Origin of the sequence: Streptomyces chrestomyceticus JCM 4735, assembly GCF_003865135.1 — a bacterium.
GTDB lineage: Bacteria > Actinomycetota > Actinomycetes > Streptomycetales > Streptomycetaceae > Streptomyces > Streptomyces chrestomyceticus.
Map to the genome: position 1 here is coordinate 1,198,385 of NZ_BHZC01000001.1, position 20,988 is coordinate 1,219,372.

The following is a 20,988-nucleotide window of genomic DNA, read 5'->3' on the forward strand; positions in this document are numbered from 1 at the left end:
CTGACCGTCATGGACACCACCGCCGAGTTGGGCAACTTCCTCCGCACCCGCCGCGCCCGCCTCCAGCCGGAGGACGTCGGCCTGGTCTCCTACGGCGCCCGGCGCCGCGTACCGGGCCTGCGCCGCGAGGAGCTGGCGCAACTGGCCGGGGTGAGCGTGGCGTACTACACCCGGCTCGAACAGGGCCAGAGCCACCACGCCTCGGACGGCGTCCTCGACGCGCTCGCCCGCGCCCTGCGGCTGTCCCCGGACGAACGCGCCCATCTGCGCGACCTCGCCCGCCCTGCCCGGGCCCGCCGCCGCCCGGCCGTACGGCCCGACAAGGCGCGCCCCGGCACGCTCCAGTTGCTCGCCGCGCTCGGCGACGTGCCGGCCGTGGCGCTCGGCCGGCGCTTCGAGGTGCTGGCGTGGAACCCCGCGGGGCACGCGCTGATCGCCGGGCACCTGGACTTCGACAGTCCCGGGCGGCCGCTGGACCGGCCCAACACCCAGCGGCTGCTGTTCCTGGACCCGCACACCCGCGAGCTGTATCCGGACCGCGAGGCGGAGACCCGGCGGGCGGTCGCCGCGCTGCGCATGGCGGCCGGGCAGCATCCGGACGACCAGCAGTTGGCCGGGCTGATCGGCGAGCTGTCCATGAAGAGCGCCGAGTTCAGCGCGCTCTGGACGCGGCACGCGGTCAGCAACTGCAGCTTCGGCGTGAAGAGTTTCCACCACCCGCTGGTGGGCGCCATGGAGCTGGACTTCGAGATGCTGCAGACGCCGGACGCCTCCGGGCAGGGCCTGCTGATGTTCACCGCGCGGGCCGGTTCGCCGTCCGAGGCGGCGCTGCGGCTACTCTCCGCCCAGCGCCTTCCAGAACCGCGGGTCCTCGAACCCGAGCGCCCATAGCCCGGTGTTCCGTACGCCGTACTTCCTCAGCACCGGCAGGTGCGCGGCGACCCCTCGGGCGTCCTGGTACCAGACGTGGTGCACGGCCCGGCCCGCCCTGTACGTGAAGTGGGGCGTGCCGGATTTCGCGTCGAACCGGTAGGCGGCGCCCTTGCGACGGCGCAGCGCCTCCGCCTCCTTCCAGGTCAGGTGCTTGGCGCGGGCCTTGACGCCCTGCGTCCAGTCCCAGCCGTAACCGGGGAAGGCCACTTCGAGCTTGTCGCGCGGCACGGTGCGGGTGGCGTACCGCAGGAATTCCTCGTACCAGGCGAGCGAGGACAGCGGGCCCGGGGAGCCCTCGGCCCAGTGCAGGTCGTAGCCCATGATCCGGACGCGGTCGGCGGCCTTGCCGAGGCGCGCGTAGTCGTACGCCTTGCCGGAGGTGCCGGTACGGGCCATGACGGTGATGACGCAGCTCTTGCCCTTGGCGTGCAGCCGGGCGCACAGCTCGTCGGCGAACAGCGCGTACCCGGTGCGTACGCGCTCGCGCATCCGGGCGCTGCCGGTGGTCGCCATCGTCTCGTAGTCGAGGTCGACGCCGTCGTACGCGCGGGAGGCCACCAACCGCAGCAGCGCGGCGATGTGCGCGCCGCGGCGGGTCCGGTCGTGCAGCAGCGCGGCCATCGCGGTGGCGTCCATGGACTCGTTGACGGTCGGCACGACCTTGATCCCGGCCTGGTGCAGGCCCGCGATGACCTGCTTGTCGCCCGCGCCGGGCTGGCTCTTGATGTGTGTGGTGGAGGTGGCCCGGTACCAGAAGGGGCTGACGGTGTGCAGTTGCGCGGCGTGCTGGAGGGCGTCGCGGTAGGCGGCTTTGGTGTCGTCCCAGTAGGGCAGCCAGGCGGACGCCGTACGGGCGGGCTGCGCGGCGGCGGGCGCCGGGGCGTCCGTACGGCCCTGGGCCGCGGCGCCGGGGGTCAGGACGGCAGCGACCCCGGCCGCCGTCAGCAGGAAGACGAGCCCGGGCCGCGCCCGGGGAGCCGATGCTTGATCCATGCGCCGAGCTTGTCCCGGGTACGGCGGGCCCGCCGCGCCGGTTGCGCCGAACGGCCGCGCCCCTCTCCCGTACTCCGCACGGTCAGCAGCGGGTGTCGCCGGACGCCTCGGCCGCCCGGCCGCCCGCTCCGAGCAGACCGGTCGCCGTGAGGTCGGTGCGGCCCGCCAGACGCAGGAAGGCGCGGCGGGAGCCCTCGGCCACGATCCCCGGCAGGACGGCGCGCACCGCCTGGCCCGCCCGCAGCCACGGCTGTGCGTAGACCGCGGCGGCGCGCCGTTCGATGCCCCGGACCATCCGGTCGGCCACCGGCCCGGCGTCGTAGGTCTTCGACGCGGGCCACGGCAGGTGGGCGCGCAGCTCCCGCATCACCGTACGGCGGTCGGAGGCGCGGACCATCTCGGTGTCCGCCCAACTGAGGTACGCGGTGCCCACCCCCACCCCGCGGTGGGCCAGCTCGGCGCGCAGGACCTGCGCGAACGTCTCCGCCCCGGACTTGGAGGCGCAGTACGCGGACAGCATCGGCGCCGGGCCGATGGCCGCGAGGGAGGCGACCTGGAGGAAGTAGCCTCGGGTGCGCAGGAGGGCGGGCAGGAAGGCCCGTGCGGTCACCGCGCTGCCGATCAGGTTGACCTCGACGACGCGGCGCCAGACGGCCGGGTCGGTGTCGAGGAAGGGGCCGCCCGCCACCACCCCGGCGTTGGCGACGACGACGGAGGGCGGGCCGAAGCGGCGCTCCACGAGGGCGGCGGCGCGGTCCATGGCGTCCTCGTCGGTGACGTCCACCGGCCAGTGCTCGGCGTGCCCCGGCAAGCCGGCCGCGACCCGCTCCAGCGCGTCCTCCTCCAGCCCGAGCAGGGCCACGTCGGCTCCCCGCCGTACGAGTGAACGCGCCATGTGCGCGCCCAGGCCGCGCGCGGCGCCGGTGACCACGGCGGTGCGTCCGCGCAGGGGAAGGTCGTGGCTCATGGTCGGGCCTCCACGGGCTGCGGGCGGTACCGGCAGGGGTGACGGTGCGGGACGGGACGGATCGGTGGGTCGGCGACGGGTACCCGGGAGCGGGCTTCTGCAACGTAACGCGGTGGCGGCGCCGCGGCCCGTGTGTGGCCCGGGGCCTCGCGGGCACACGGGTGAGGTCCCGCAGGCCGGAACGAGGGGACCCGCCTAGTCTGGGAGCCGGGGTCACGAGACAGGTTCCGGCGAGCGACGCGGGCGACCGGTTCCCCCGACGTTGGAGACCGCATGGCGGTAAGACATCAGCTCATCAAGAGGCACCCCGACGCGGTGTGGGCGGTGCTCGCCGACGGCAGGCGGTACCAGGACTGGGTGGTCGGGCCGTACCGGTCGCGGCCGTGCGAGGGTGACTGGCCGGAGCTGGGGTCCACGCTCTCCTACAGCGTGCACCTGGGGCCGTGGTCGCTCTCCGGCCGGACCATCGTGCGGCGCTGCGAAGCTCCCCGGGAACTGGAGCTGGAGGTCGAGAGCGGCGCGCTGGGCACCGCGCGGATCGCGATCGAGATCCGCCCCTGGGGCGACCACAGCCTGGTCATCATGGACGAACATCCCCTGCAAGGGCCCGGCGGGCTGGTGCACAACACCGTCCTGGACGCACTGTTCCAGCTCCGGCACCGCCGCATGCTGAGCCGGCTGGCCAAGGTCGTGGAGAGCTGCCCGCGACAGCCGAGCGAGGCGGTGTGACGCGCCCGGCGGGTCCGGCGGGAAGGAGGCCGGGATGCCCGACGCGGTGGTGATCGGCGCCGGTCCGAACGGGCTGGTGGCCGCGAATCTGCTGGCCGACGCGGGCTGGAGCGTGGAGGTCCTGGAGGCGCAGCCCGAAGCGGGCGGCGCGGTCCGCAGCGATCGGGGCGTCCACCCCGACTTCGTCAACGACCTGTGCAGCTCCTTCTATCCGCTGGCCGCCGCCTCCCCGGTGCTCGACGCGCTCCGCCTCGACGAGCACGGGCTGCGGTGGAGCCACGCGCCCAGTGTCCTCGCGCATCCGCTGGCCGACGGCCGGTGCGCGGTGCTGGAGCGGCGGCGGCCGGCCACCGCCGACGGGCTGGAGCGCTTCGCCGCCGGCGACGGCGCCGCCTGGCAGCGGCTGTGCGAGATCTGGGACCGGGTGGGGCCGGACATCCTGGGCGCGCTGTTCACGCCGTTCCCACCGGTACGGGCCACGGCCCGGCTCGCCGCCCGCCTGCACAGCGCGGGCGGTCTGCGGCTGGCCCGCACGCTGGTGCTGCCCGTACGGCGGCTGGGCGAGGAGGAGTTCGGCGGCGAGGGCGGCCGACTGCTGCTCGCGGGCAACGCGCTCCACGCCGACCTGGCGCCGGAGGCCGCGGGCAGCGGGGGCTTCGGGTGGCTGATGTCCATGCTCGGGCAGTCGTACGGCTTTCCCGTGCCGGTCGGCGGCGCGGGCGCGCTGACGGAGGCTCTGGTACGGCGGCTGGAGGCGCGCGGCGGTGTGCTGCGCTGCGGCGAGCGGGTGACCGAGGTCGTCGTACGGGCGGGCCGCGCCGTGGCGGTGCGCACCGCGGGCGGCGAGTCGGTGCCCGCGCGCCGGGCCGTACTGGCCGACGTGTCCGTACCGTCCCTCTACGGCGAGCTGATCGACAGCCGGCACCTGCCCACGCGGCTGACGGCGGACCTGCGCCGCTTCCAGTGGGACTTCGCGACGTTCAAGGTCGACTGGGCGCTGGACGGCGCGGTGCCGTGGACCTGCCGGGAAGCGGCGACCGCGGGCACCGTGCACCTGGCGGACGGCGTGGACGAGCTGACGCGGTTCGCCGCTCAGCTCGCGGCGGGCCGGGTCCCCGACCGGCCGTTCGCCCTGTTCGGGCAGATGACCACCGCCGACGCCACCCGGTCGCCGGCCGGGACCGAGTCGGCGTGGGCGTACACCCACGTACCGCACGACGTCCGTGGGGACGCCGGGGACGCCGGGATCACCGGCTCCTGGAGCCGCGGCGAGCAGGAGGCCATGGCGGACCGCGTGGAGGAGCAGGTGGAGCGGTACGCGCCGGGCTTCCGCGCCCGTATCCGGGCCCGCCGCATCCTGGCGCCGCCCACCTTGCAGGCTCTGGACGCCAATCTGCACGGAGGCGCCATCAACGGGGGCACGACCGCCATGCACCAGCAGCTCGTCTTCCGCCCGGTGCCGGGTACCGGGCGGCCGGAGACCCCGGTCAAGGGCCTCTTCCTGGCGTCGGCCGGGGCGCATCCGGGTGGTGGTGTGCACGGCGCGCCCGGCGCCAACGCGGCGCGCGCTGCCCTGCGCAAGCGGTCGCCGAGCAGCGCGCTCACCCGTCTCCAGCGGTCGCTGACCGGCCGTAACCGGCTCGGTGACCGTCCGGACGACCCGGCGGAGTGACCCGCCAAGCCCGCCGGACAGGGGCCGGACGGCGGGTCGCCCAGCCGGGTCCGTCAGCCGGCGGGCTGCGCCGCCCACGCGTGCGCGCGTGCGGCGTCGTCCGCCGCGCCACGCGTCTGGGCGTGAGTGGCCGGAACCAGTCCCCACCACCAGGAGATGACGGGGATGTCCAGCGGCGCGCGGCTGTCGTCGGTGGGCGTGGAGCGCAGCGTCGAAGGCAGCCGGGCCGGGTCGTCCGGGGTGGTGTAGCGCAGGGAGGTGATGCCCCAGTCCTGGGAGCCGCGGATGAACGTACCCAGGTTGTGCAGGTACTGGCGCAGTTGCGGGCTGGCCTGCGGCCGCAGGTGCGCGGTCAGGCGCATGAACAGCGTCATCACGCGGTCCCGCTGGGCTATCGCCGTGGTCAGGGCCTCTTCCTGGGATATGCCGTACTCGTTCTGGAGGACGCGCAGCACGTTGAGGTAGTAGCCGGACCCCCGGCTCTCCTTGTGGTGGGAGAAGATGTCGTTGTCCCAGGTGATGATGAAGGAGGCCATCTCGGCCGCGGCGCGCACGGACTTGTGGTCGCGCTCGTGCGGCTGGAGTTCGTAGCCGTGCCCCATCTCCAGCATGGGCAGGACGACCGAGGTCGCCCCGTCGTACAGGCGCATGAGGGTGTAGTCGGGCAGGCTCGGCACGGCGCCCGAGCGCCGGTAGGACGCCTCCCACACCACGGAGAAGAAGTATTCGCGCAGGGCGTCGATCCAGCGCGCGGCCTGGCCGTCCGTGCCGTGGCGGGCGATGCGGTGCCGCAGGTCGCGCAGGCCCTCGGCGAGGCTGTCGCCCGGCAGGACGGGGGCCTCGGGGTTCTGCGCGACGCGCAGCAGGCGGTGCAGTACGCCGGTGAGCGCGCCCGGATCGTGGCCGAGATCGCTCTCCTCGCAGTACCCGTCGTCGACGCCGAAGAGCCACAGGACGAAGTCGGCGAGGAGGGAGACGACCTCCTCACGGCCGTCGGGCAGGATGCGGGCCGAGAAGCCGCCGATCCCATGGGTGACCAGCCGTCCGCGCAGTTCGTCCGAGCCTATGGAGAAACGATTCGCCCAGGCGGTCGTCCGGGCCTCGATCTCCACGTGCCGGGGGTGGACGGCGGGCGGGATGGGCGAGTAGGTCGGCGGAACGGTCAGCTCGGGTCCCACGCCTGACCACCTCTCAGCAGCGTCATGGCACATTCGGCCGGATTTGGAAACAGACATGTCGGTCTTTGATTGATCAACTATGGCGCATAGTACGCATCCAGTGCCCCTGATCCAATAGCGTCTTCGTGTCTATGACAAATTTCGGAGGGGGATCGTCCGTTTTCTTCGGCGACGTCCGGCCACCCGGACGCCGCCCGCCGGCGGCAGCCGCGGTGCTCGTACCGATGACGGCCTGCCCCTACGCCCCCTGACGGGCCGTCGGGCGGGCTTCTGCTGTCAGGCGGCCTTCGGCAGAAAAGCACGCAGATGCGCGAGCAGCGCTTCCGGGGCCTCCTCCGCGATGAAGTGCCCGCACTCGGCGATCTCCGCGCCGGTCACCAGCTCCGGCTGCGCGGTATGGTCCCGCCAGATGTCCAGCGTCGGCAGCCGCGCGGGCAGGCCGGCCGCTCCCCACAGGGCCAGGACCGGGACGGTCAGCAGCCGCCCCTCGGCGAAGTCCGCGTCGTCCAGGGCCACGTCCGTCTCCATGGCCCGGTAGTCGTCGAAGCCCGCGCGCAACGCGCCGGGGCGGGAGAACGCCGCCACGTACGCGTCCACGGCCTCGTCGGTCAGCGCGTGCCGGTTGTAGGTCCAGCGCTCGAAGAAGTACTCCAGGTAGCCCCGGACGTCCGCACCGGCCAGCCGCTCGGGCAGGTCGGGCTGGAGGTGGAAGAACCAGTGCCAGTACCCGGCGGCGATCGTGGCGTCCGTGCGGCGCGCCATCTCCCGCGTCGGCACGATGTCCAGCAGCGCGACCCGTTCCACCTGTTCGGGCCGGTCCAGTGCCCAGCGGTGGGCCACCCGGGCGCCCCGGTCGTGCCCGACGACGGCGGCCCGTTCATACCCCAGCGACTCGACGAGACCCGCCATGTCGGCGGCCATCCGCCGCTTGTCGTAGCCGGTCGTGGGCTTGTCGCTGCGACCATAACCGCGCAGGTCGGGCGCCACGACGGTGTAGTCCCGCGCCAGTTCGCCGAGGACCGGCTGCCAGCACCGGGAGGTCTGCGGCCAGCCGTGCAGCAGCACCACCAGCGGGCCGGAGCCCGCCCGGGTGTAGTGCAGCCGCAGACCGTCCACCTGGGCCACGCCTGTGGTCGTACCGTCCACCGTCCGTTCCCTTCCAGACCGTTCGAACCGTCGCCGGGCACGGCCGCCGCACATCGGCCAGGCGCGGATGCCCCAGCACCAGCCGGCGCGGCTCACCCTCTCAGGGGGTTACCGCCATCGCAAGCATGTCGGGCGGGGCGTGGACCGGAGCGCGGGCGGCCCGGCGGTTCCGGTTCGAGGGGGGCGAAGTGAAGGCTTCGAAGAAGTGAAGGGTGCGGCGCGGAGGTCACGTACGCCCCTCGCGTTCCTGCGCGTCCTTCAGGTCGGCGGAGGGCACGGCCCAGCGGGCCCGTACGACCGGGTACCCGGCCTGCTCGCAGGCGTCGCAGACCAACTCGTCGTCGTCCACGACATGGCGTACGTCGCGGCCTTCCGCCAGGCGGCTCAGGAGTTCCAGCTTGGTGTACCGGGCGGGGCGCCGGTCCTGGTCCGGGCGCATGTACAGCCGCCCTTCGGGCAGGCCGTGCTGTCCGAGCCAGGCCAGGGTGTCCCGGCGGCAGCGCTCGGGGCGGCCCGTCAGGTAGACGACCTCGCACTCCTCGGCGCTCTGCCGGGCCAGTTCCACGCCCTTCGCGAGCGGCGGGTCGTCCGGGGCCGCGGCGAAGAAGCCCTTCCAGTCGCGCGGCCGGCGCTCCAGGAAGTGCTGGCGGTGTCCGGTGTCGGCGAGCGTGCCGTCCAGGTCGAAGACCGCCAGGGGCCGCGCGGCCTTGCCGCGGCCGCCGCTCTTCGTTTCCGTCATCGCGTTCCCTCGTCCCGTACGGCGGTCGAAGGCAGCGTACGTGAGCCGCGATCAACGCGCCGGAGGACCACCAGCTCGTGGCGCGCTCACCGGCCGGCCTCAGCAGGCCCCGTGCAGCGCCCCCTCGACGAGGTCGCGCAGTTGGGAGCGGGCGGTGATGCCCAGCTTGGGGAAGCTGCGGTAGAGGTGCGAGCCGACGGTGCGCGGGGAGAGGAAGAGCTTCTCGCCGATTTCGCGGTTGGTCAGTCCGCGGGCCGCGAGTCCGACGATCTGTTGTTGTTGGGGGGACAGTTCGGCGAGCGCGTCAGGGGCCGGTGCGGTGACGGCGAGACCGGCGGCGCGCGATTCGGTCCGGGCGCGGTCGATCCACGGGCGGGCTCCCAGGCGCCGGAACGTCTCCAGTGCCTCGGCGAGCAGTGGCCGCGCCTCGGCGATACGGCGTTGGCGCCGCAGCCATTCGGCAAGGTCCAGCAGAGCCTGGGCGCGTTCGAAGGGCCAGTGGGCGAGCACCGGTTCCGCCAGGGCCGCCCGGAAGTACGGCTCGGCGTCCTCGGGCGCCGCCAGCAGAGCACGGGCGCGGCTGAGCAGCGCGCGCAGCCGGGGTGAGGCGTGCTCCCCCAGTGTGCGCGCACAGCGCTCGACGACCGCATGGGCCTCCTCGCGCCGTCCGCTGCGCATGGCAGCCGCGGCCAGGTCCGGGAGGGCCGGGCAGGACGCGTGGTAGTGGAGCGGCGCGCCGTCCGCCGTGAAGGCCGCGCGGAGTTGGTCGTACGCGGTGTCGTACGCGCCTTCCGCGGCTGCCGCCGCGCCGAGCGCGCGACGGGCGTAGACGGTGACGGAGCGGCTCTCCAGCGGGTCGATCAGGGCGAGCGCGTCGGCGGCGCGGGCGCGGGCCGCCGATGCGTCGCCCTGGTGGGCCAGTACGACGGCGTCCACCGTCGCCGCGCACGCCACGGCGTGGTCGAGGCCCGCCGTGGCTCCGACCGCCGCCATCCGTGCGCAGACTTCGCGGGCCTGCCCCCACCTGCCCAGTTCCACGTACGTCCAGGCGGCGGCGCCACCCAGGCCCTCCGGCAGCGGCTCGTGCGACTCCCAGCGGTCGAAGGCCGCGTCGAAGGCGCGCGCGGCCTGCGGCGTCTCGTCCAGGACCCATGCCATGACCGCGAGGGCGGTGAGTCTGCCCGGCCGGTGTTCCGCCTCGGCCATCGAGGCGGTGAGGGCACGGAGGAGCTGCGGCCGCCCGTCGTCCGGGGCCGACACGGCCCGTACCCAGGCGCGCAGCCAGTCGTGTGACGCGGGCGCGTGCTCGGGGACACGCCGCAGGATGTCCTCGATGCGGCGGCGCTGGTGTTCCTCTCCCGAGTAGAAGCGGACCACCGCGGCCCCCGTCAGCAGGTCCAACGCGACGGCGGGCTGCGCGACCGCCAGTTCCTCGGCAGCTCCGGCCAGGCGGGAGAAGACCACACTGTGGCGTGCGGTCAGCGTCGCCAGCCGGCCGGCGTGGGACGCGGCCGTGGCCAGCAGCGCCGGATCGTCGGTACGGGCGCGAGCCGCTGCGGCCAGCTCCTCGACCCAGGCGAGGTCCCCGGTGAACACGGCCGCGCCGGCCGCTTCGACCAGCAGCCGGGCGGCGTCCGCGCGCCGCGGGGCCAGCTCCGCGGCACGTTGCAGCGCTTTGGCCGCCGCCGCGTGGCCGCCCCGGCGCCGGGCCCGGTCGGCGGTCCGCTCCAGCTCGGCCGACACGGCCGCGTCCGGGCGTACGGAGGCGGCGGCGAGGTGCCAGGCGCGGCGGTCCGGTGCGTCCGGCAGCATCCCGGCGAGCACGCGGTGGGCGTCGCGCCGCGCGTCGAAAGGCGCGGCGTGGTAGACGGCGGACCGGACCAGCGGATGGCGGAAGCGGGTGTCCCGGCCGGTACGGCGGACGAGCCCGGCCTGCTCGGCGGGCAGCCAGGCGTCGTCCTCGACGTGCGGCAGGCCGGCCGGTACGGCGGCGTGGTCGGCGGTGTCCATGGCGGCCAGGAGCAGCAGCGCCCGCGTCGTACGGGCCGGGAGGCCGGGCAGGCGGGCGGCGAAGAGCCGTTCCAGGCGGTCGGTGAGCGGGAGCGGACCGGCGGCCGGCGGCTCCCCGGCCGCGAGGCCGCTCTCCGAGTCGGCGGCGGCCCTCGTCAGTTCGGTCAGCGCCAAGGGGTTGCCACTGGCCTGGTCGAGGATGCGGGCCCTGGTCCGGCCGGTGGGACGCCGCGGCTGAAGATCCAGCAGGCGGTGTGCCGCCGCGTCGTCGAGCGGGCCGAGAGTGAGCACCGGCACCTGGCGGTCGAAGCCCGGCAGGCGGTCGTCGGTACGGGCGCCGACCAGCACCGTGACCGGTTCCTCCGCCAGCCGTCGGGCGGCGAACGCCAGGGCGTCTAGAGAAGCGCGGTCGCACCACTGGGCGTCGTCCAGTACGGCGAGTACGGGGCCCCGCTCGCCCAGGGCCGACAGCAGGCCCAGGACGGCGAGGCCGGTCAGCAGGGGGTCGGGAGACGCTCCGGCCTGCCCGGTACCGAGCGCGTCGTGGAGCGCCGCGCGCTGCCCCGGCGGCAGCGCGTCCGCCTCGGCCCGTACCGGCCGCAGCAACTGGTGCAGTGCCGAGAAGGCGAGGTCCGCCTCCGACTCGCTCCCGCAGGCGCGCAGGACGCGGGTGCCCCGGGCCGCCGCCCGGTGTGCCGCGGAGTCCAGCAGCGCGCTCTTGCCCGTGCCCGCGTCGCCGGTGAGTACCAGTACCGGGCCGGCGTCGGCCGCCGGGTCCGCCGTACGGGAGTCCACCGTACGGAAGAGGCGGGCGCGTTCCGCGTCCCGGCCGACGAGACGGTCCTCCGGGGCCGGGCCCGTGACCGTGCCGGGGGCCGCTCGGTGCTCGTCCACGCCGTCTCCAGGAATGCGGGCTCCCGGACCGGAGCCGTCGTGCCTCGTCGCCCCAGGCTACAAGCGGCGGAACCGGCACCCGTGGGCGTGCGCGGGTGCCGGCACGGGTGCAGTCATCTGACGGATACCCCGCGCGCCCGGCCCGCTCGTACGGTTCCGGAAAACCCACGCATTCGCGAAGGCACCGCATGAAAACCCGCACGGAAACCCGCAGCGACACACGCACCGACACTCGCGGTGACGCACACACGGAAACCATCGAACTCGGAAACGTCACCATCACCCGCGTCCGGGAATACTTCGGCCCGGTCCACATGACGCCGGACACCTTCTTCCCCGACGTCCCGGAAGAGACGTGGGAGGAGAACTCCTCCTGGATGTCCCCGGATTTCCTGGACCCCGACACCCGCATCGTCAATTCCGCGATCCAGACCTGGCTGCTGCGCAGCGAAGGCAGGACGATCCTGGTCGACACCGGCGTGGGCAATCACAAGGAGCGCCCGTACTCCCCGGTCTGGAGCCACCTCGACACCGGCTTCCTGGCCGCTCTGGCGCAGGCAGGTGCGGCGCCCGAGGACGTCGACATCGTCATCAACACGCATCTGCATGTCGACCACGTCGGCTGGAACACGTACCTGGACGGCAGGAACTGGATTCCCACTTTCCCGAACGCCACGTATCTGATGCCGAAGGACGACTTCGACTTCTGGAATCCCGCCAACGCCCACCAGCCGGTACTCGGCCGCGGCAATCAGAACGTCTTCGAGGACAGTGTGGCTCCGGTGCACGAGGCCGGACTGACCCGATTGTGGGAGAACAGCCACCGTATCGACGCGAATCTGCGTCTGGACGCGGCTCCCGGGCACACCCCCGGCTCCTCCGTACTGACCCTCGCGTCCGGCACGGACCGCGCGGTGTTCGTCGGCGACCTGCTGCACAGTCCCGCGCAGATCCTCGCGCCGGACGCCAACAGTTGCTTCTGCGAGGACCCCGCGGGCGCCCGCGCCACCCGGCGCAAGGTGCTGGGACAGGCGGCCGACACCAACACACTCGTCATCCCCGCGCACCTGGGCGGACACGGTGCCGCGGAGGTGGTGCGCGACGGAAGCGCGTTCGCCATCAAGGGATGGGCTCCGTTCACGCCGTACACCGAGCAGGACTGAGCGCCAGGAGGGACCGGAGAAATCACCCGGACCACATACACCGAAGCGACCGAAGGCACCTGAGAGACATGTCTCTGCACCACCCCCACCACCACCCGGCCCCCGTCGTGACCACCGCCCAGGGAGCGGTCCGCGGCCTGCGCCAGGACGGCAGCGCCGTCTTCATGAACATTCCCTACGCCGCCCCTCCGGTGGGCCCCGGCCGGTTCGCGCCGCCGCGCCCGCACGCCCCCTGGGACGGCGTACGGGACGCCACCATGCCGGGCCCCAACGCGCCGCAGTCCGCGCGTGACCTGGGCAACCTGGACATGACGCCCTACTTCGGCGCCGGCTGGAGCCGCGGGGAGGATTACCTCACCGTCACCGTCCGGACGCCGCAGGACGCGGACGGCGGCCTGCCCGTCATGGTGTTCGTCCACGGCGGCGGGTTCGTCGCCGGATCGACGCGGTCCGCCTTGTACGACGGCGCCGGCTTCGCCCGCGACGGCGTCGTCCTCGTCACCCTGAACTACCGGCTCGGCATCGCGGGCTTCCTGGACCTCCCCGGGGCCCCCGCCAACCGCGGCCTCCTCGACGTCGTCGCCGCGCTGCGCTGGGTACGCGAGAACATCGCCGCCTTCGGTGGCGACCCCGACCGGGTCACCCTCTTCGGCCAGTCCGCCGGGGCCACCATCGTCGGGGGCGTGCTCGCCGCCCCGGAGGCCGCGGGCCTCGTCCGCCGGGCGATCGTCCAGAGCGGCAGCGGGCTGGGGGCCTTCAGCACCGAGCAGGCCGCCCGCGTCACCCGGGCGGCCGCCGCGGACCTGGGCGTCCAGCCGCACGCCGACGCCTTCGCGGACCTCGACGACGCCCGGCTGGTCGAGACCGCGGCCCGGCTGGCGGACATCCGCCTGCGGACCGCCACCCACCGCGACCCGCTGCTCGGCCTCAGCCCGTTCAGCCTGGTCCTGGACACCCAGCCGGCCGCGGCGGTCGCCGCGGGGGCCGCTTCCGACGTGGACCTGCTCATCGGAACCAACGCCGAGGAGGGGAACCTCTACCTGGCTCCGGTCGGCCGGTACACCACCTCGACCGGAACAGACGTCGACGCGGTGGCAGCCGATGCGCACCCGGACCCGGCGCGGCTCGTCCGGACGTACCGGACGACGCGTCCCGGGGCGTCCGCCGGGGCGCTGCGGTCCGCCGTCATGGGCGACGCGCTGTTCGGCGCGGGCACCTGGGCCCTGGCCTCCGCGCACGCCGCCCACCAGGAGTCCGCCACCTTCGGGTACGAGTTCGCGTGGCGCTCCCGGGCGCTGGACGGAACGCTGGGCGCCGCCCACGCCGTGGAGCTCCCCTTCGTCTTCGACCGTACGGACCTGCCCGGACTGCGCGGGCCCGGTGGCCTGCTCGGCCCCGGCGCGCCGCCCGCGGACCTCGCCGCCCGGATGCACCGGAGCTGGGTCCGGTTCGCCGCGACCGGCAGCCCCGGCTGGGACCCGTACGACACCGGGCGCCGGACCACGATGCGCATCGACGCCGAGTGGACCCTGACCGACGATCCGCGCGCCCCGGAGCGACGGGTCTGGGCGGCCTGACGCAGCGCCCGGCACCCGGCGTACCTCACCGTCCGTACCTCGGCGCCCCGCACCTCTCCTCTTCCCCAAATTCGCACAAAGAAACGAACCCTCCCCATCGGGCGTCACCGCCGGAAAACCCCAGGCAGGCGCGGGTGCACCGGCCCCGGAACCACACCGTTCCGGGCCGGAGCCCTCGCGCACCGGCACCGCCGCGACGAGAATGTGCCCTTGAGTGCACCGCCCGCACCCGCTTAGGTGGAGGGCGGCAATTCCGCCGTCGGACGGCAGCCGTCGTCCCGATCCGAGGGAGTTGGAGCCCATGCCCGCACGGCCGGCGGTCACGGAGGCGGAGCTCGAGGCCCACCTGCGTGGCATCTGCTTCAAGACCGGACCACCCCGCCGCCTGGGTGTCGAGATCGAGTGGCTGGTCCACGACGCCCACAACCCCCGATGTCCCGTCGACCCCGTACGACACCGCGAAGCGGCCACCGCACTGCGTGCCCTCCCCCTGCGGTCGGCCCTCACCTTCGAACCCGGCGGACAGCTTGAGCTCAGCTCGCTGCCCGCCACGTCCCTCACCGCGTGCATCGAAGCCGTCTCGGCCGACCTGGCCCTGGTCCGCCCCGCGATGCGGGAGCTGGGCCTCGGTATGGCGGGCCACGGCCACAATCCCTGGCACCCCCCGCGGCGGGTGCTCACCGAACCCCGCTACAACGCCATGGAGGCGTACTTCGACCGCTGGGGCGACGCGGGCAGATCCATGATGTGCGGCACCGCGTCCGTACAGGTCTGCCTGGACGCCGGCCACGAGGAGCCAGGCCCGCTCGGGCTCGGCCGCCGCTGGCGGCTGGCCCACCTGCTGGGCGCGGTCCTGCTCGCCGCCTTCGCCAACTCGCCCGTCAGCGAGGGCTGCCCGACCGGCTACCGCTCCACCCGCCAGGTGGTGTGGTCCCAGATGGACCCGGCCCGCACCCTCGCCCCGTCCGACGGCCCCGACCCGCGTGCCGCCTGGGCCGGTTACGTCCTGGACGCGCCCGTGATGTGCGTCCGCAGCGACGACGGCCCGTGGGACGCGCCCGAGGGGCTGACGTTCCGCGACTGGGTCCGTACGGGCGCGCCGCGCCCGCCGACCCAGGAGGACCTCGACTACCACGTCACCACGCTCTTCCCGCCCGTACGGCCGCGCGGGCACCTGGAGCTGCGCATGATCGACGCGCAGCCGGGGGACGGCGGCTGGATCGTGCCGCTGGCCGTCACGGCCGCGCTGTTCGACGACCCGGAGGCCGCCGAGAGCGCGTACCGCGTGGTCAAACCCCTCGCCGAGACGGCCGGCTCCCGTCCGGCACCGCGCAACCCGCTGTGGCGGCACGCCACCCGGGGCGCACTGACCGACCCCGAGCTGCGGGCCGCCGCGCTGGCCTGCTTCACCATCGCGCAGGAGGCACTGCCCCGGCTGGGCGCCCCGGCCGAGGTGCGCGAAGCGGTCGCCGGCTTCACCGAACGCTACGTGGCACGGGGCCGCTGCCCGGCGGACGACCTGCTGGACGGGGCGTACGGGGACGAGGTGTACGCGCACGGGGCGTGCGCGGGCGAGCCCGTACCGGCCGCGGCCCCGCCCGGACCGGCGGAAGCGGCGGAACCGGCGGGCACCGCACCGGCACCGCCGGAACCGGTCCCCCGGCCGCCGGCCGCGCCACCCGTCGGTACGGCGGACGCCCCGCACGAGGACGAGCTCACCCTGGGGAAGGACAGTCTGTGATCCACGACGACCCCGAGTCGTTCCGGGAACGCGCGGCGCGCGCCCTGCTCGCCGCGCGTGACCGCACCCGCGCGCTGACCACCTGCGTGGACGACCACGACCTCACCGCCCAGCACTCCCCGCTGATGTCGCCCCTGGTCTGGGACCTGGCGCACATCGGCAACCAGGAGGAGCAGTGGCTGCTGCGCGCGGTCGGCAAGCGGGACGCGCTGCGCCCGGACATCGATTCCGTGTACGACGCCTTCGAGCACCCGAGGGCCGAACGCCCGTCCCTGCCCCTGCTGCCGCCCGCCGAGGCACACGGCTACGTGGCGGACGTCCGCAGCCGGGTCCTGGACGTGCTGGAGAGCAGCCCGCTGCGCGGCGCACCGCTGCTCGACTCCGGCTTCGCCTTCGGCATGATCGCGCAGCACGAGCAGCAGCACGACGAGACCATGCTCATCACCCACCAACTGCGGCGCGGCCCCGTCGCGCTGACGGCCCCCGAGCCCCCGCGGACCACCGACGGCCCGCTCCCCGCCGAAGTGCTGGTGCCCGCAGGGCCGTTCACTATGGGCACCTCCACAGAACCGTGGGCCCTGGACAACGAACGCCCCGCCCACCGCCGTCTCCTGCCGTCCTTCCTGATCGACACGACACCGGTGAGCAACGGCGCCTACCTCGACTTCATCGAGGACGGCGGCTACAGCGAACCGCGCTGGTGGACCGCCGAGGGCTGGGACCACATGCGCGAACACCGCCTGCACGCCCCGCTGTTCTGGCGCCAGGAAGGCGGCCAGTGGCTGCGGCGGCGCTTCGGCGTCACCGAGCCGGTACCGCCGGACGAACCGGTTCTGCACGTGAGCTGGTACGAGGCCGACGCGTACGCACGGTGGGCGGGCCGGCGGCTGCCCACCGAGGAGGAGTGGGAGAAGGCCGCCCGGCACGACCCGGTCAGTGGCCGCTCCCGCCGCTACCCGTGGGGCGACGAGGACCCCGGCCCCACCCACGCCAACCTGGGCCAACGGCACCTGCGCCCCGCCCCCGTCGGCAGCTACCCGGAAGGCGCATCCCCCCTCGGCGTACGCCAGCTCATCGGCGACGTCTGGGAATGGACCGCGAGCGACTTCCTCCCCTACCCCGGCTTCGCCGCCTTCCCCTACCGCGAGTACTCGGAGGTGTTCTTCGGCGGCCCGTACAAGGTGCTGCGCGGCGGCTCCTTCGCCGTCGACCCGGTGGCCTGCCGGGGCACCTTCCGCAACTGGGACCTCCCGGTACGGCGCCAGATCTTCGCCGGCTTCCGCACCGCCCGCGACGCCGACCCGGAGGAGGCATGAGGGCCCCGGCTTCGCCGGGGTACCTCCCCGCCCTCGCCCCCGTACCCATCCCCTTCTCCACCCCCAGGAGTCGATCCTGATGTGCCGCCACATCGCCTACCTGGGGCCGGAGGTTCCCCTGGGCTCCCTGATCACCGCGCCCTCCCACGGCCTGTACCGCCAGTCGTGGCAGCCACGCCACCAGATCCACGGCACCGTCAACGCGGACGGCTTCGGCGTCGGCTGGTACGCGCCCGGCGACCCGGTGCCCGCCCGGTACCGCAAAGGCGGGCCCATCTGGGCCGACACCGGGGTCCTCGACCTGCTCCGGGTGGTGCGCACCACCGCACTGCTCGCCGCCGTCCGGGACGCCACCTTCGCCGGCGCGGACGCCGAGGCGGCCACCGCGCCGTTCGCCGACGGACCGTGGCTTTTCAGCCACAACGGAGCCGTACCGGGCTGGCCCGGCTCCCTGGCCGACCTGGCCGCCGAACTCCCCCCGACCCGCCTCCTCTCCCTCCCGGCCCGCTGCGACTCGGCCTTCCTCTGGGCACTGGTGCACCACCGCCTCAGCGCCGGCATGGACCCCGCCGAGGCACTGGCCGACACCGTCACGGCGGTGTCCGCCGCCGCGCCCGGCGCCCGGCTGAACCTGCTCCTCACCGACGGCGCCACCATCGCCGCGACCACCTGGGGCGACTCCCTCTTCTACCGCGCCGAGCCCGGACGCAGCACCACCGTCGCCTCCGAACCGTACGACGCCTCCCCCCACTGGACCGAGGTCCCCGCGTACACCCTGCTCGCGGCCACGCCCACCGACGTCCTCCTCACCCCGCTCAAGGAGCCCGCCGCGTGAGTCCTCTCACCGTCACCCGCACCCTGCCCGCCGACGCCACCACCGCCGCGCTCCGCGCCGACGTCGCCCACGGCCTGACCCGCACCCCCAAACAGCTCCCGCCCAAATGGTTCTACGACGCCCGGGGCAGCGAACTCTTCGACGAGATCACCACCCTGCCGGACTACTACCCCACCCGCGCCGAACGCGAAATCCTGCTCACCCGATCCCCCGAGATCGCCGCCGCCACCGGCGCCCGCACCCTCGTCGAACTCGGCTCCGGCTCCTCCGACAAGACCCGCCACCTCATCGCGGCCCTGACCGGCCTGCACACCTACGTCCCGGTCGACGTCAGCGAATCCGCCCTGACCGCCGCCGCCGAAACCCTCCTCGACCTCCACCCCTCCCTCACCGTCCACGCCCTGGTAGCCGACTTCCAACAGGGCTTCGCCCTCCCCGGCACCCCCGGCCCCCGCCTCCTCGCCTTCCTGGGCGGCACCATCGGCAACCTCCTCCCCGAAGAACGCACCACCTTCCTCCGCGCCACCCACACCCTCCTCTCCCCCGGCGACGCCCTCCTCCTGGGCACCGACCTGGTAAAGCCCGAACCCACCCTCATCGCCGCCTACGACGACTCCCGGGGCGTCACCGCAGAGTTCAACAAGAACGTCCTCCACGTCATCAACCGAGAACTGGAAGCCGACTTCGACCCGGCCGACTTCCAGCACGTGGCGCTGTGGAACGCGGAGCGCGAGTGGATCGAGATGCGTCTGCGAGCGAAGAAGGAGCTGACGGTGAAGGTCCCGGCACTGGACCTGGCCGTTCCCTTCGCAGAGGGCGAGGAAATCAGGACAGAAATCTCGGCGAAGTTCCGGGAGGAAGGCGTCCGGGACGAACTGAAGGCCGCCGGGTTCGAGATGAGCCGGTGGTGGACGGATGCGGCGGGGCGGTTCGCCCTCTCCTTGGCTGTGCGGAGGTAATCGGCGTACGCATCGAGCCAGGGGCCGAGCGCTCGAAGATGTCCCGTACCCGCCCCTGGCCTGTGAGCGGTGGACGCGCCAGGGGCGTCCCTGGTGCGTCCACCGCGCCACTCCCGAGTGTCAGTGCGGACGGGCGGGATATACCACGGTCAGGTCGGCGTCGGAAGGCCCGTCGCCGCCGCCACGACGGCCGCTTCGACCGTGTCGGCCTGCGCCGCGAAGAGCTCCGTCTGTTCGGCGAAGACCGGTACGGACGCCGACTCCCGGTACCACCGGATGAATCCTTCAGCCATGGCCGGTGGCTCGGCAGCGTGAAGAGGTGCGCATTCTCGTCTCCGGATGACTTCTTGGCCTGCTTGATGGCCGGTTCAGATCTTCTCACGCCCCCAACTCCGCCCCCTCCAGAAAGCCGACCACCAGTCGGCCAGCCACCCCACGGAACTCTTCGAAGTAGGCATGCCGCGCACCAGGCAGCAGGGTCATGCGCGCGTCCGGTATGCGGCCGGCGAGCAAGGGGGCGTTGGGGGTGGGGTTGAGGAGGTCGTCGGTGCCGTGGAGGATCAGGGTGCTGGCTCGGATGGCGGGCAGGTCGTCCCACGCGTTGTGCGTGCGGCTGGCGGTCAGATGGTGGCGGCGGGCGTGGGCGGGCATGGTGGGGTCGCCCATCGTCTGGTGAGGGCCCGGGTGGGTGGCCAGCCAGGTGGGTGTGTACATCAGGGCGGCCAGCGCGTGTTGGGCGGCGGCCGGGTCCGTGGTGGCCAGGGAGCGGCGTACGTCGTTGCTCCGTTCGATGCTGTGCGGGCCGCCGGGGGACGTGCAGCCCAGGATCAGGGAGCGGACCCGTTCGGGGTGGTGGGCGGCCAGTTTCTGGGCCACCCGGCCGCCCATGGAGGTGCCGTAGACATCGGCGCGGTCGATGTCCAGGGCGTCGAGGAGCGTGACGACGTCCCGGGCGAACAGCTCGGTGCTGTGCGGCGCATCGGGCGCGTCGCTGTCGCCGGTGCCCCGGTAGTCGAGGGTCAGGGTGCTCCGGACGGCGTGGAAGTCCTCCCGTACGCCGTCCCACCAGTGGTGGCTGTTGGCCTGGCCGGCGAGCAGGACGAGTACGGGTCCCGTGCCGCGGAGCTGGAAGGCGATACGGGTTCCGTCGGGGGTCGTGACGAGCGGCACGGCGGGCCTCCGCACAGGTCGGGACAGGTCAGGGGAGAGACGCGGCTCAGCGGTCCGCCACCAGCAGCGTCTGCAGGACGCGGCCGCAGTCGCCCGCCGTGTCGGCGAGCTGGCCGAGCGCCAGTCCGGAGCCGGCGGGGCTGGCGGCTGTCGACGAGCGGAGGCAGAGCCATTCACCGACCGGCTCCCGGTGCAGCGCAAGGGTGACGTCGGTGTTGATGACGAACTGGCGGACGTGGTCGAGCTGGAAGGCGACCGCCCAGTTGCTGTCCGCCAGGGTGAGCGCGCGCGTCAGCGGTGTGTCCGGCTCCCCCGCCACCAGGGGGATGCGCTGGCGCGCCCAGACCGTGCCCGGCCCGGGGGTGTCGAAGCCCTTTCCGGGCTCGAAGCGCCATTCCATGGCGGCGATGTAGCCATACGACTGTGTTCCGGCCATGGTGTGCGGTGTCTGCGGGCCGGGCAGGGGCGGTGGTTCGGCCTCCGGGCGCAGGCGTGGGGTGTCGGCCGGGCCGGCGGCCGTGCGCCAGGCCCGTGCCAGCATCACCGTCTCGCCGTTCGCGGTCAGTTCGCCCTCGACCAGTTCCGTACGTCCGCCGGAACGGACGGTGCGCACCTGGACGCGCAGTTCCGCGACGGGTACGGGGCGCGGCAGGTCGACGGTGACGCGGGCTACACGGAATCCCGCACGGGCCTCGTGCTCCTCCATCGCCCGGCCCAGCAGGGCCGAGGGCGGGCCGGCGTGCTGGGACTTCACGCTCCACGGGCCCGCGGTGGCGGGACTGCTTTCGTAGCGGCCGCCACCGAGGCTCCGGTAGAACGCCTGGTCCGCCGCTTCCGGCCCGTCCGGCCCATTCGGCCAAAGATCAGTCATGGGGACTGCCTACTGCACGGCTGCCGGTCCGGGCAATGTCCGTTCAGGAGTTGTGCGGGTACGTGGCCGTGGCGCCCGGCGTCCGGCTACCGGAT

18 protein-coding genes are annotated in these 20,988 nt (G+C 73.8%); 9 read left to right on the forward strand and 9 right to left on the reverse strand.

Going from position 1 to position 20,988, the window contains the following annotated elements:
• The first annotated feature begins 9 nt into the window (after window positions 1-9).
• Window positions 10-891: a helix-turn-helix transcriptional regulator gene (locus EJG53_RS04885; protein ID WP_125043784.1), complete on the forward strand. Its 882-nt coding sequence runs from the start codon at window positions 10-12 to the stop codon at window positions 889-891.
• Here the strand turns inward: EJG53_RS04885 and EJG53_RS04890 are convergent.
• Complete coding sequence (locus tag EJG53_RS04890; RefSeq protein ID WP_125043786.1) at window positions 835-1,926, reverse strand: glycosyl hydrolase family 18 protein; 1,092 nt, start codon at window positions 1,924-1,926, stop codon at window positions 835-837. The two genes, EJG53_RS04885 and EJG53_RS04890, sit on opposite strands and share 57 nt — an antisense overlap.
• Before the next feature lie 82 nt (window positions 1,927-2,008).
• Window positions 2,009-2,893: an SDR family oxidoreductase gene (locus tag EJG53_RS04895; RefSeq protein WP_125043787.1), complete on the reverse strand. Its 885-nt coding sequence runs from the start codon at window positions 2,891-2,893 to the stop codon at window positions 2,009-2,011.
• Between the two features lie 273 nt (window positions 2,894-3,166).
• Between EJG53_RS04895 and EJG53_RS04900 the strand changes: the two genes are divergently transcribed.
• Entirely contained in the window at window positions 3,167-3,622 is a 456-nt protein-coding gene (locus tag EJG53_RS04900; protein ID WP_125043789.1) for an SRPBCC family protein, read from the forward strand.
• Between the two features lie 34 nt (window positions 3,623-3,656).
• Window positions 3,657-5,294: a phytoene desaturase family protein gene (locus tag EJG53_RS04905; RefSeq protein ID WP_125043790.1), complete on the forward strand. Its 1,638-nt coding sequence runs from the start codon at window positions 3,657-3,659 to the stop codon at window positions 5,292-5,294.
• A gap of 53 nt (window positions 5,295-5,347) precedes the next feature.
• Here EJG53_RS04905 and EJG53_RS04910 read toward each other — a convergent pair whose 3' ends face one another.
• The 4 genes from EJG53_RS04910 to EJG53_RS04925 all read right to left on the reverse strand — a co-directional run bounded on the left by EJG53_RS04910 (window position 5,348) and on the right by EJG53_RS04925 (window position 11,261).
• Entirely contained in the window at window positions 5,348-6,472 is a 1,125-nt protein-coding gene (locus EJG53_RS04910; RefSeq protein ID WP_244954982.1) for a selina-4(15),7(11)-diene synthase, read from the reverse strand.
• A gap of 276 nt (window positions 6,473-6,748) precedes the next feature.
• On the reverse strand, window positions 6,749-7,618 hold the full coding sequence (locus EJG53_RS04915) for an alpha/beta fold hydrolase (protein WP_125043792.1): 870 nt from the start codon (window positions 7,616-7,618) through the stop codon (window positions 6,749-6,751).
• A gap of 226 nt (window positions 7,619-7,844) precedes the next feature.
• Window positions 7,845-8,357, reverse strand: a complete 513-nt coding sequence (locus tag EJG53_RS04920) for a phosphatase domain-containing protein (RefSeq protein WP_125043793.1) — start codon at window positions 8,355-8,357, stop codon at window positions 7,845-7,847.
• A 99-nt stretch (window positions 8,358-8,456) separates the two neighbouring features.
• Window positions 8,457-11,261: a helix-turn-helix transcriptional regulator gene (locus EJG53_RS04925; protein ID WP_125043795.1), complete on the reverse strand. Its 2,805-nt coding sequence runs from the start codon at window positions 11,259-11,261 to the stop codon at window positions 8,457-8,459.
• Between the two features lie 188 nt (window positions 11,262-11,449).
• On the opposite strand from EJG53_RS04925, the gene EJG53_RS04930 reads away from it, so the two are divergent.
• From EJG53_RS04930 to egtD, 6 genes are all read left to right on the forward strand, one after another.
• Window positions 11,450-12,424 carry an MBL fold metallo-hydrolase gene (locus EJG53_RS04930; protein ID WP_125043797.1) on the forward strand — a complete coding sequence of 325 codons (975 nt, stop codon included), beginning with the start codon at window positions 11,450-11,452 and terminating at the stop codon, window positions 12,422-12,424.
• Between the two features lie 68 nt (window positions 12,425-12,492).
• Window positions 12,493-14,001: a carboxylesterase/lipase family protein gene (locus EJG53_RS04935; protein WP_125043799.1), complete on the forward strand. Its 1,509-nt coding sequence runs from the start codon at window positions 12,493-12,495 to the stop codon at window positions 13,999-14,001.
• A gap of 301 nt (window positions 14,002-14,302) precedes the next feature.
• On the forward strand, window positions 14,303-15,742 hold the full coding sequence (egtA, locus tag EJG53_RS04940) for an ergothioneine biosynthesis glutamate--cysteine ligase EgtA (protein ID WP_167515055.1): 1,440 nt from the start codon (window positions 14,303-14,305) through the stop codon (window positions 15,740-15,742).
• Entirely contained in the window at window positions 15,742-17,058 is a 1,317-nt protein-coding gene (egtB, locus tag EJG53_RS04945; protein ID WP_125049162.1) for an ergothioneine biosynthesis protein EgtB, read from the forward strand. Before egtA ends, egtB begins: the two co-directional genes overlap by 1 nt.
• 79 nt (window positions 17,059-17,137) lie before the next feature.
• The gene (egtC, locus tag EJG53_RS04950; protein WP_125043801.1) at window positions 17,138-17,893 is read left to right on the forward strand and encodes an ergothioneine biosynthesis protein EgtC; all 756 of its coding nucleotides are present in this window, start codon (window positions 17,138-17,140) and stop codon (window positions 17,891-17,893) included.
• The gene (egtD, locus tag EJG53_RS04955; RefSeq protein WP_125043803.1) at window positions 17,890-18,852 is read left to right on the forward strand and encodes an L-histidine N(alpha)-methyltransferase; all 963 of its coding nucleotides are present in this window, start codon (window positions 17,890-17,892) and stop codon (window positions 18,850-18,852) included. The genes egtC and egtD overlap by 4 nt, the downstream gene beginning before the upstream one ends.
• Window positions 18,853-19,001: 149 nt before the next feature.
• On the opposite strand, the gene EJG53_RS40570 is transcribed toward egtD, so the two are convergent.
• The 3 genes from EJG53_RS40570 to EJG53_RS04965 all read right to left on the reverse strand — a co-directional run bounded on the left by EJG53_RS40570 (window position 19,002) and on the right by EJG53_RS04965 (window position 20,893).
• Window positions 19,002-19,145, reverse strand: coding sequence for a hypothetical protein (locus EJG53_RS40570; RefSeq protein WP_154806358.1), 144 nt, complete (start codon window positions 19,143-19,145; stop codon window positions 19,002-19,004).
• Between the two features lie 85 nt (window positions 19,146-19,230).
• Window positions 19,231-20,022 carry an alpha/beta fold hydrolase gene (locus tag EJG53_RS04960; protein ID WP_125043804.1) on the reverse strand — a complete coding sequence of 264 codons (792 nt, stop codon included), beginning with the start codon at window positions 20,020-20,022 and terminating at the stop codon, window positions 19,231-19,233.
• A 46-nt stretch (window positions 20,023-20,068) separates the two neighbouring features.
• The gene (locus EJG53_RS04965; protein WP_125043805.1) at window positions 20,069-20,893 is read right to left on the reverse strand and encodes a thioesterase family protein; all 825 of its coding nucleotides are present in this window, start codon (window positions 20,891-20,893) and stop codon (window positions 20,069-20,071) included.
• Between the last annotated feature and the right edge of the window lie 95 nt (window positions 20,894-20,988).